The sequence below is a fragment of the Butyrivibrio sp. genome (genome assembly GCF_017635265.1).
Lineage (GTDB): Bacteria > Bacillota > Clostridia > Lachnospirales > Lachnospiraceae > Butyrivibrio.
The window spans coordinates 57,267-67,498 of sequence record NZ_JAGBLU010000117.1; the positions used below are offsets into that span (position 1 = coordinate 57,267).

The following is a 10,232-nucleotide window of genomic DNA, read 5'->3' on the forward strand; positions in this document are numbered from 1 at the left end:
CCTCCTTATGAATTCTTCATGACTACCTCTGTCAGTGTTGAATAGGCTGCTGCAACCTTGCCCTTGGGATCATACTCAAAAATGCTCTTGCTCATTGCTGATGTTTCTGTAGCCCTTACGGAAATCGGTATCTGAATTGGAAAAACTGGAATACTTTTTCCGTAAACTTCATTTACTTCTGCTATAATGTCTTTAGCATAATTTGTTCGGATATCTACCATAGTTAAAAGAATTCCTTCAATCTCAAGTTTTGGATTGAGTCTGCGCTTTACTGTGTAGATAGTTTTGATAAGAGCCTGCAGACCTTTTACCGGCAGAAAAGCTGCCTGTACAGGGACGAGACATGTATCAGCACATGCGAGTGCATTTACTGTCATGACACCAAGTGACGGCATGCAGTCGATAACCACGTAATCGTAGTTATCTTTTACACTGTCAATATATCCCTTAAGAACAAGTTCACGGCTCATCACATTCACGAGAGAAACCTCTGCAGCAGAAAGACCTATATTAGAAGGAAGAAGGTCGATGTTGTCGCTATGCTTGATGATTGCATAGCCATTAGGAATTTCTTCCTCATTAACAAGCTTCTCGATAATGTCTACGATGGTAGGCTCCAGCTTATCCGGTTCCTGCTGTCCCATGCATATCGAAAGACTTGCCTGAGGATCAGCATCAATGACCAGCACTTTGTTCCCCATATTTGCAAGGCCAGCTGCTAAATTCACTGAGGTTGTTGTTTTTCCCACCCCACCTTTTTGGTTTGCGATTGCAATAACTTTACTCATACGATTCTCCTTCCACCTCTTTCGCGAGGGCTTTTATTAATTTGTCTTCATCACCATCAATGAGATCTTCAACAATCTTCTGATGTTGTCTTAGATACTCTTCAAAAATGTCGCGCCTGATCAGAACTTTTTTGCCGATCTTATAAACTGCGCCTGAGGCCCAGGCCATTCTGATAATAGGCTTCATTCCAAGTCCGTAATAATCCTGGGCCATGCGATAAGAAACCATGCATTTACGACTGAACATGACATCTTCATCATCCAAATACTGAGAGAACTTCCATATTATTCCGCTCATTTTTTACGTCCTCCGGTCTTGGTCATCCTTGGTGGCTGATGAAAAGTCTCAAGGAATCTTTCAAAGATTTCTCTTTCAATAAGGACAAATCCATCAACCCTATAGATTGCCCCGGCTTTGTCTGCAAGTTCCAAAAGCTTTTTGTGCTCAATGCTGTAAACATACTCAGCTTCCTTGTATCTGAAGAACTTCCTGCGGAGCTTCCTTACACCACGTATTACCTCATCCTTTTTCTCGATATCCTTGTACTCATCAACAATGTTACTGCCCATAATCTTTTCTCCTTTTATTATTTGTTGATGAAGCCCCACTGCATGCCATGGCTTTTTTGAAATACAAAAAGAGCCATCTTTGAATTTCTTCAAAAATGACTCTTCAAACTACAATCTATTTTCAATTTGTCGCATCACCAAGTGCACCCAAACGCACCTGTAAATACCGTATTCTACACCCATTCTGCTGTCAAATTTGCTGTCAAACTTCAAATCGAGCCTTGAAAGCCGCTTGTTTACTGAGCTTTTCACTTCATGCTCTTAAGTGTCGGGAACAACAACACGTCTCTGATTGCCGCAACTTTTGTTAGTAACACCTCAAGCATATCTATTCCGTAACCTATAACTCCTTATAATTGTAACACTCAAAAAAGCATCTATATAATCTCCCTTATACTCTTTTCGAATTCTCTTATGTTGAACGGACATCCATCCTCTTCAAAAGTCAGGATGAGATTCTTCCCCACAAAAATTCCGTTTCTTCTATATTCCTCTATCTTGCGCAGATTCTTTTTCCGATATTTCTCATCATCCATCCTGCCAAGGTGCTCGTGATATATAACTTCTCTCGTCCTCTTGTTAAGTAATGTAAAATCAGGGTATTTGATGACACCGCTCTTGAGCCGCAGCTCGCACTCATATCTGTATGGAACTCCAATCTCAAAGTACATATCCGCAATCACCATCTCCGACTTGGATCGCACCATCTCATCACGCCTGGTTGTATATATTTTTTCCTCTGGTTTATAAGTGCTGATGCGGAACTGTTCCTCACTCCATCTTCTGGCATACTCCTCATCACTTATTAAAAGTGGAGACACGAGAATTTTTCTTTCCTTCTTGAGACCGTCATATACCGCCTCCGGAGTAATTAAACTCTGATTATCTGCCTTTGTATTTTTTAAGTTGTAAACTACACCGATAGCTCTTTTTACAATTGTTAGTTCTTCCTGCGCTGCACCAATAGCCTTTTTCAGATAGTCCCTCTGCGCCAGCTCTTGTGCTATCTTGAAATCGCTTTTTTTGATGTACTTCCCGTGAGTATCGGCAGAGTCAATAATCTTGTAATACTGCGGATTCCCCCTACAGTACGAAATTCGCAGCTTTCCCTCTGGCAATTTCTCAATCTTTTTATTTGCTATGGCTATACTCGCTTCCAGTTGCACCTTCCTTTTTTGTAATTCACCAATTATCTCATTATAATTTGTCATAGATTTTCCTCTTCTGTTATTATTTATCTTTATCTTTTTTTCATACACTCTTTTTTCATGCACCAGCCATCAGGCCTATGATTCGGTCCTATCATCCATGCCATACGGATAAGTTCAATGCTATTCTTTGTTCCTATCCGTACAACATAGCTATCTCTTGTTCCCTGCTCTTCCCTTGTACGGATAAGATTACAGACTATACGCCATCTTATCCGTATATTATGTGGTATAAGAGCTGTCTACTGACCGTTTGTACGGATAAGATAGCTCTTTGCTAGCATTTTTATCCGTACTTCATCTGCCAAAAGAGCTTTTTACACGCCGTTTGTACGGATAAGATGGCTCTTTACTAGCATTTTTATCCGTATATCATCTGCCAAAAGAGCTTTTTACACGCCGTTTGTACGGATAAGATGGCTCTTTACCGTAAAATAAATCCCTCTAAAAATCAAAAATGGAATAGTAGTCCGTGAATAGGACTCACTGATAGCGCATCCGCGCCGAAATTTAAAAGATTGCCACACACAAAATGCCGCGCCGATACTTGGCTGCATTGATCAGGTGTGGTCAAAATGTTGTCAAACAAATAAATTGTTGTCAGAAAAAATTGCTCTGAAATCCGCATGTAGAGTGGATTTCAGAGCTAATAATATGTTAGATGTACTTAAGTGTTCGTTTAAAAAAGTGGAGAAAAAATCTCCGCAAAACCGCATGAATACTGAGGTTTACTTATCAAGAGATTTTAGGGTTGGAAAAAGCAGCACATCACGTATACCTGCACTGTTTGTCAAAAGCATGCAGAGACGGTCGATACCGTATCCGATACCTCCTGTTGGTGGCATACCGATCTCAAGGGCGTTGAGGAAGTCTTCATCTGTGTGCTCTGCTTCTTCGTCGCCGGCAGCTGCGTTAGCATCCTGAGCTGCGAAACGCTCACGCTGATCGATAGGATCGTTAAGCTCTGAGTAAGCGTTACACATCTCCCAAGTATTGATGAAGAGCTCGAAACGCTCAACCTTCTCAGGATCTGAAGGTTTCTTCTTGGTAAGAGGTGAGATAGCAAGAGGATGATCCATGATGAATGTAGGCTGGATCAGTTTCTCTTCGCAGAACTCTTCGAAGAAGAGGTTGATGATATCACCCTTAGTGTGACGATCTTCAAATTCAACACCACGCTCTTTAGCAATTGCCTTAGCTTCTTCGTCAGTTGCAACTGCATCGAAGTCAACGCCTGCGTATTTCTTGATCGCATCGTTCATTGTAAGACGCTCGAATGGCTTACCAAGGTCGATGATATTGTCGCCGTAAGGAATCTGTGTTGTGCCACAAACCTTCTCAGCAAGGTAACGGAACATGCTCTCCGTAAGTTCCATCATACCTTCATAATCTGTATATGCCTGATAGAGTTCCATAAGTGTGAACTCTGGGTTATGTCTTGTGTCTGTACCTTCGTTTCTGAATACACGGCCAATCTCGAAAACTCTCTCCATGCCGCCAACGATAAGTCTCTTGAGGTAAAGCTCAAGTGAGATACGAAGCTTTCTCTCTTCATCAAGAGCGTTGTAATGTGTGAAGAATGGTCTTGCAGCTGCGCCACCTGCATTCTCAACAAGCATAGGAGTCTCTACTTCCATGAAATCTCTGTCTGCAAGGAAGTTACGGATCTCACGGATGATAGCTGATCTCTTCTTGAATGTTTCCTTAACATCTTCATTCATTATGAGGTCAACGTATCTCTGTCTGTAACGAATCTCTGTATCTGTAAGTCCATGGAACTTCTCAGGAAGTGGCATAAGAGACTTGGATAAAAGAACCAGCTCCTTAACGTGAACTGAGATCTCACCTGTCTTTGTTCTGAAAGCAAAGCCCTTAACACCGATGATGTCACCGATATCCATCTTCTTGAAATCAGCATAAGCCTCGTCTCCAAGATCGTTTCTTGAAACGTAGAGCTGCATGCGGCCATCTCTGTCCTGAAGGTTAGCAAAAGAAGCCTTACCCATTACACGCTTGCTCATCATACGGCCTGCAAGTGAAACAAGCTTCTCTGAAGGTATATCAGAAAGAGGAACTACTACTGCCTTACCCTCTTCGTCTACAGGAGGAACAAACTCTAATGAATCAAAGTTGTCTCTGATCTCCTTTGTATGATGTGTCTGATCGTATTTTACGATCTGGAAAGGATCTCTTCCTGCTGCCTGAAGCTCAGAAAGCTTATCTCTTCTAACCTGGCGAAGACGTCCAACGTCTTCCTGTGGTGCATTGTTGTTCTGCTGATTATTATCTGCCACTTTACTTCCTCCTTATGAACATGTACATGCTATATTCTTGATTACTGATCGGGTAAAAGAAATATCAATACAACTTACCCACTTGCAATCCAAAAATCTGATTAAGTTTATGATCGAGTAGTGAAGATGGAATCACATTCTACTCGCCCGCCAGCCGCCGGTCAGCTTTAGCTGACATATTCCTTTCGGAGGCCCTGCGATATAAAGAGCCAGCAAGTCTTCTGACCGCTGGCTCATAAATTACATCTCTGCAATACTCAGAGGCCGATAGTTTTATCAGTTCTCTGATCTCTCAATTCCAAGTACTTTGTACTTAAGAACACCAGCCTGTGTCTCTACAGAAACTGTCTGTCCTTTTTTAGCACCGATAAGAGCTCTTCCAACCGGTGACTCGTTTGAAATCTTACCCTTAAGGCTGTTAGCCTCTGATGAACCTACAATCTTGTATTCAAGATCCTCATTGAACTCAAGGTCACGGATCTTAACTTTGCAACCGATGCTTATCTTGTTGAGGTCTACATCCTCTTCTACAACGACTTCTGCGTTCTTAAGGATTTTCTCGAGAGCTTCGATTCTAGCCTCGATGTCACGCTGTTCGTCTTTTGCTGCATCGTACTCAGCATTCTCAGAAAGGTCGCCCTGTTCTCTGGCTTCCTTAATCTTTTCAGCTACTTCTTTACGCTTAACTACCTTCAACTCATGAAGTTCATCTTCATATTTTTTAAGTCCTTCATAAGTTAATATGTTTTTCTTTTCTTCCATTATGATATTCCCTACCCTTCATAAAGATTGAATAATAAATCTATATAAAAGCATTTGCTAAACAAGCTACTTTTAACTTTGCCATTATACAGTCTATAAGTTTTCATGTCAATGAAACATAAACACTATTTTAGACAATTTTCTAAACATTTAATAATTGCCTTAAAGCATTATTTCTGCACAGGCTTTTTTTAGGGAATCCATGTCTTCCATCTGGTTTATCTGATTCCTGAATTTGGCACTTCCCGCCATTCCTGTTGTGTACCAGGAAACATGCTTTCTCATCTCTCTAATTCCGATGTAATCACCCTTGTACTTAAGCTGCAGATCCGCATGTCTTATGACGGTATCGTAGACTTCCTTATTGGTCGGGCGTGGACAAGTCGTTCCTGTTTCAAAAAAGCTCTTTATCTCTCTGAATATAAATGGATTGCCCTGCGCTGCTCTTGCGACCATTACGCCGTCGCACCCTGTCTCATCAAACATTCTCTTTGCGCTCTCTCCGTCTACCACATCGCCATTTCCGATAACGGGGATCTTAACCGCCTCTTTTACTTGTCTGATGATTGACCAGTCGGCCTGCCCTGAGTAGTACTGTTCTCTGGTTCTTCCGTGAACTGCAACTGCTGCCGCTCCGCCTTCCTGAGCAGCCAGCGCGCATTCAACCGCGTTTATGCTCTTATCATTAAAGCCTTTTCTTATCTTCACAGTGACAGGCCTGTCAGAAACTTGCACAAGTGCAGCTACTATCCTTTGTATCAGCTCCGGATTTTTCATAAGAGCTGAGCCCTCGCCGTTTCCAACAACCTTCGGAACAGGACACCCCATGTTTACATCCAGGATATCGTAAGGTCTGTCCTTTATCATCTCTACTGCCTGCTGCATAACATCCGGTTCGGAGCCAAAGAGCTGAAGGGATACCGGATGTTCATCCTCATGAATATCCATCAGCATTCCGGTGTTCTTATTTTTATAGGTAATGGCCTTGGCGCTTACCATTTCCATGCACACAAGTCCCGCGCCCATTTCTCTGCATAACAGACGAAAAGGCAGGTCCGATACACCTGCCATTGGTCCGAGTATTATATTATTATCAAGGGTTACGCTTCCAATCTGTAACTTGCCGTATCCGCTCATCTTTCTCCTATCTAATGTAGTTCTGCTCACGCTTTACTCGCCAGAATAAGCCCCGCTCACGCAAATCCTAGATCTGCTATCTTAGTCTTCATCCAAGATATCAGCCGGATTCTCATGAAGAACATAAATCCTGTAGTAGAGTCCAAGTGCCTCGAAGAGGTCTTGTCTCTTTCTTCTTACTTCTCCTACCAAAAGACCTGCTGTGATCTCGTCGTATGTGATGTCCTCTTCATCAGCGTTTGTCTCGATACTGATATTTCCATCCTCTTCAAATACGATTGTGAAGATTCCTCCTGCTTCCTGTGTAAAAAGAACACTGATAATATTCAGCTCTTTTTTGATGCTCTCAGGGATTTCCTTAAAAAGCGGGTTAAAGTAGTATTTCTGCTCATAGGCATTGGCTCCGCAAAGAACGATTCGGCCGCCTGCTGCCGCTTCGAAAACTCTTCCCTTATTGGTCTTTTGCATCTCATCTATTTTGAGATCTTCTTTTTCCTCAAATTCTTTTTTGTATTCTTTTTCAAAATCCTGTGCACTCATATTAAAAAACTCCAATTACTCCGGTTTGTCTCCATCTTCAAATTCACGAAGTTGCGGCTTGTTCCTTCTGTTCTTTTCATAAAGAATCTGAAGCCCTCTAAGTGTAAGGTTAGGATCATAGACATCTATTTCTTCTGTCTCTTCAGCAATTATCCTTCCAAGTCCTCCGGTTGCGACAACCTTCATATCGGTATATCCGGAAGCTTTTTTCATCTCATTTATAATGTACTTGGTCTGTCCAATCTGCCCAAACACAAGGCCAGCCTGCATACTTGAAATTGTTTCTTTTGCCAGAATGCTCTCCGGCTTTTTAATCTCAACTTCCGGAAGCTTAGCTGTATCCTCCCAAAGAGCCTTGGCTGATATCCTGATTCCCGGTGATACAACTCCGGTAAAAAATTCGCCTTTTTCATTTACAATAATATAAGTAGTTGCAGTTCCAAAGTCAATGACAAGAACAGGTCCTCCGTAAAGTTCAAATCCTGCCACTGCATCTACAATCAGGTCAGGTCCTGCTTCTCTTGGATTATCTATTTTTATTTTGATACCTGTCTTGATTCCGGGACCAACGATATAAGGTTTTTTGCCCAGATACTTCAAAATCGAATTAACCAGAGCGTGCATAACCTGTGGCACTACGCTGGCAATCATGACACCTTCGATATCTTCTTTTTTGATGCCGTTTATGTTCAAAAGAGATATGAGGTTAAGTCCATATTCATCAGAAGTATGGGCTATCTGCGATATCATTCTGAAAGAAGTAACAAGCTTCTCACCTGAATAAACACCAAATGTAATATTTGTATTTCCTACATCGATTACAAGAATCATTTTTTTCTCCTAACCAAAAACTTGTCCCGCCTTTTTTATCAGGCCATAAATGAATAATCGTTAACCTCTGAAATCACACATAGCTATACAGTCCTCTGACTGTGACCTCACCGCCATTAACCTCGTGACGTTCACCATCTTTTGTTGTCACAATAAGTGCACCTTCGTTGGTAATACCTCTGGCAACAGCTTCGTACTCTCCATTGGGATCCAAAACTCTTACCTCTTTATCTATATTAATAAGTCTTCTTTCATATTGCGCCTTTAACCCTGACATATCAAAAGACTTATTGTACTTTTCATAGTTATCTTCAAAACATTTCATGCAGTGAGCAACTACCGAACTTCTATCAATTCTGATACCTGTAGTTGAAAGAATTGATCCTGCGATTTCTTTTATGGAATCGGGAAACTCTTCCATGTTGACGTTAATACCAACACCAATAACCACATCATTTATGGTATTGTCCGGCTTCATATGAAGCTCTGTGAGAATTCCGCAGATTTTTTTGCCTGATATTACGACATCATTGGGCCATTTTATCTGGGGAAAAAATCTGACCTCTGAAAGGAGCTGTCTCTTGATATCTACGTCTGTCCTATTATCAAAATTGCTGTCTCTCGCTTCAATTATGGCACCTTCTATTCCCTCTGCCACAGAGAGTCCCATGATAAGTGTAAGCATGGAGATTTTCTCAGGAGGCGCATCGGGTCTTATCAAAAGGCTCATTGCTATATTGCTTCCGCTTGGAGTCTCCCAGCTTCTGCCTCTGGAGCCTCTGCCGGCGCACTGCTTATCAGCTACAACAAGGCTGCCGTGCGGTGCCCCCTCCTCGCCCAGTTTTTGGGCGTCATTATTGGTTGAATCTGTCACATCCTTGTAGACAATATTACGGGCAGCCCATTTTGTATGGAGCTGCCCTTCAATATGTTCTTTACTTAACATTTTTTAGGCTTCCTTTAATGTTGCATACATAACCGCCTTAATGGTATGCATACGATTTTCAGCCTCTTCAAAAACGATAGACCTGTCTGACTCAAAAACCTCATCAGTGACTTCCATTTCATTGAGGCCATATTTATTCTTAATATCTATGCCGATTCCTGTACCAAGGTCGTGGAAAGATGGAAGGCAATGCATAAATACGCAACTATCACCTGCATTATTCATAATATCCATTGTAACACGATATGGCTCAAGATCCTTAATTCGCTCTTCCCATACCTCATCAGGCTCTCCCATGGATACCCAGATATCTGTATAAATAACATCTGCACCCTTGGTTCCCTCATATGGATCTTCGCTAAAATCAATAACAGCACCTGTCTTACTTGCAATATCCTGACATATATTAACCAACTCCTCCGATGGAAAATACTTCTTATTGGATACAGCTGTAAAATGCATTCCAAGTTTAGCGCACAGAACCATTAGTGAGTTACCTGTATTGTATCTTGCATCGCCCATATATACAAGATGTATTCCTTCCAGCTTTCCAAAATGTTCCTTAATGGTCAGTGCATCTGCCAGCATCTGTGTGGGATGAAACTCATTGGTAAGTCCGTTCCATACAGGCACTTTGCTGTATTTTGCTATTGTTTCAACTTTTTCCTGCTCAAATCCGCGATACTCAATTCCGTCAAACATTCCCGCAAGCACTCTTGCTGTATCAGCGATACTCTCTTTTTTACCAATCTGAGAATCGCTGGGATTGAGATATGTTGAGCCCATTCCAAGATCATGCGCCGCCACTTCAAAAGCACATCTGGTACGGGTGCTGGTCTTTTCAAAAATAAGGGCAATGTTTTTACCTTTTAATACATCAGTAAGGATACCTTTTTTCTTTTTGTCTTTTAGCTCTGCAGCCAAATCAATAAGATAAAGGATTTCCTCAGGTGTGTAATCCAACAGTTTCAAGAAGTCGCGTCCGAATAAATTCATATCTCATCCTCCGTTTTTAGGAATCAGAACCACCGGCTTAGCCGGTGGTTTGTTCTGGCCCTATAAGGGCCTTTTACCGGCAAAGCCTAAAGGCTTATCGAAAATAATTCTACTTCTGCAAATTTTGCTTCGCTGCCTTTCAGGCCATTTCTTTTTGCAT

11 protein-coding genes are annotated in these 10,232 nt (G+C 41.7%); all 11 read right to left on the bottom strand.

The window, feature by feature from the left end; translation table 11 throughout:
• Positions 1-5: 5 nt before the first annotated feature.
• Positions 6-788: a ParA family protein gene (locus tag J6O61_RS14610; protein ID WP_292214719.1), complete on the bottom strand. Its 783-nt coding sequence runs from the start codon at positions 786-788 to the stop codon at positions 6-8.
• A complete protein-coding gene (locus tag J6O61_RS14615) occupies positions 781-1,086 on the bottom strand; it encodes a DUF6462 family protein (RefSeq protein ID WP_292214721.1) in 306 nt (101 codons plus the stop codon). Before J6O61_RS14615 ends, J6O61_RS14610 begins: the two co-directional genes overlap by 8 nt.
• Entirely contained in the window at positions 1,083-1,358 is a 276-nt protein-coding gene (locus J6O61_RS14620) for a DUF6462 family protein (RefSeq protein ID WP_292214723.1), read from the bottom strand. The genes J6O61_RS14615 and J6O61_RS14620 overlap by 4 nt, the downstream gene beginning before the upstream one ends.
• Before the next feature lie 377 nt (positions 1,359-1,735).
• Positions 1,736-2,569 carry a hypothetical protein gene (locus tag J6O61_RS14625; protein ID WP_292214725.1) on the bottom strand — a complete coding sequence of 278 codons (834 nt, stop codon included), beginning with the start codon at positions 2,567-2,569 and terminating at the stop codon, positions 1,736-1,738.
• A gap of 725 nt (positions 2,570-3,294) precedes the next feature.
• On the bottom strand, positions 3,295-4,860 hold the full coding sequence (gene lysS / locus J6O61_RS14630) for a lysine--tRNA ligase (protein WP_292214727.1): 1,566 nt from the start codon (positions 4,858-4,860) through the stop codon (positions 3,295-3,297).
• A gap of 276 nt (positions 4,861-5,136) precedes the next feature.
• A complete protein-coding gene (gene greA, locus J6O61_RS14635; protein ID WP_022775872.1) occupies positions 5,137-5,622 on the bottom strand; it encodes a transcription elongation factor GreA in 486 nt (161 codons plus the stop codon).
• Positions 5,623-5,784: 162 nt separating this feature from the next.
• Positions 5,785-6,759 carry a tRNA dihydrouridine synthase DusB gene (gene dusB / locus J6O61_RS14640; protein ID WP_292214729.1) on the bottom strand — a complete coding sequence of 325 codons (975 nt, stop codon included), beginning with the start codon at positions 6,757-6,759 and terminating at the stop codon, positions 5,785-5,787.
• Between the two features lie 81 nt (positions 6,760-6,840).
• Positions 6,841-7,299: a DUF6145 family protein gene (locus tag J6O61_RS14645; protein WP_292214731.1), complete on the bottom strand. Its 459-nt coding sequence runs from the start codon at positions 7,297-7,299 to the stop codon at positions 6,841-6,843.
• 15 nt (positions 7,300-7,314) lie between these two features.
• On the bottom strand, positions 7,315-8,130 hold the full coding sequence (locus J6O61_RS14650; RefSeq protein ID WP_292214734.1) for a type III pantothenate kinase: 816 nt from the start codon (positions 8,128-8,130) through the stop codon (positions 7,315-7,317).
• 73 nt (positions 8,131-8,203) lie between these two features.
• Entirely contained in the window at positions 8,204-9,076 is an 873-nt protein-coding gene (locus tag J6O61_RS14655) for a biotin--[acetyl-CoA-carboxylase] ligase (protein ID WP_292214736.1), read from the bottom strand.
• A 3-nt stretch (positions 9,077-9,079) separates the two neighbouring features.
• On the bottom strand, positions 9,080-10,072 hold the full coding sequence (gene argF, locus J6O61_RS14660; RefSeq protein ID WP_292214738.1) for an ornithine carbamoyltransferase: 993 nt from the start codon (positions 10,070-10,072) through the stop codon (positions 9,080-9,082).
• Positions 10,073-10,232 lie beyond the last annotated feature (160 nt).

Coding starts and splice junctions, on each gene's coding strand:
- J6O61_RS14610 (WP_292214719.1), bottom strand. CDS start 788: ATGAGTAAAGTTATTGCAATCGCAAACCAAAAAGGTGGGGTGGGAAAA.
- J6O61_RS14615 (WP_292214721.1), bottom strand. CDS start 1,086: ATGAGCGGAATAATATGGAAGTTCTCTCAGTATTTGGATGATGAAGAT.
- J6O61_RS14620 (WP_292214723.1), bottom strand. CDS start 1,358: ATGGGCAGTAACATTGTTGATGAGTACAAGGATATCGAGAAAAAGGAT.
- J6O61_RS14625 (WP_292214725.1), bottom strand. CDS start 2,569: ATGACAAATTATAATGAGATAATTGGTGAATTACAAAAAAGGAAGGTG.
- greA (WP_022775872.1), bottom strand. CDS start 5,622: ATGGAAGAAAAGAAAAACATATTAACTTATGAAGGACTTAAAAAATAT.
- dusB (WP_292214729.1), bottom strand. CDS start 6,759: ATGAGCGGATACGGCAAGTTACAGATTGGAAGCGTAACCCTTGATAAT.
- J6O61_RS14645 (WP_292214731.1), bottom strand. CDS start 7,299: ATGAGTGCACAGGATTTTGAAAAAGAATACAAAAAAGAATTTGAGGAA.
- J6O61_RS14650 (WP_292214734.1), bottom strand. CDS start 8,130: ATGATTCTTGTAATCGATGTAGGAAATACAAATATTACATTTGGTGTT.
- J6O61_RS14655 (WP_292214736.1), bottom strand. CDS start 9,076: ATGTTAAGTAAAGAACATATTGAAGGGCAGCTCCATACAAAATGGGCT.
- argF (WP_292214738.1), bottom strand. CDS start 10,072: ATGAATTTATTCGGACGCGACTTCTTGAAACTGTTGGATTACACACCT.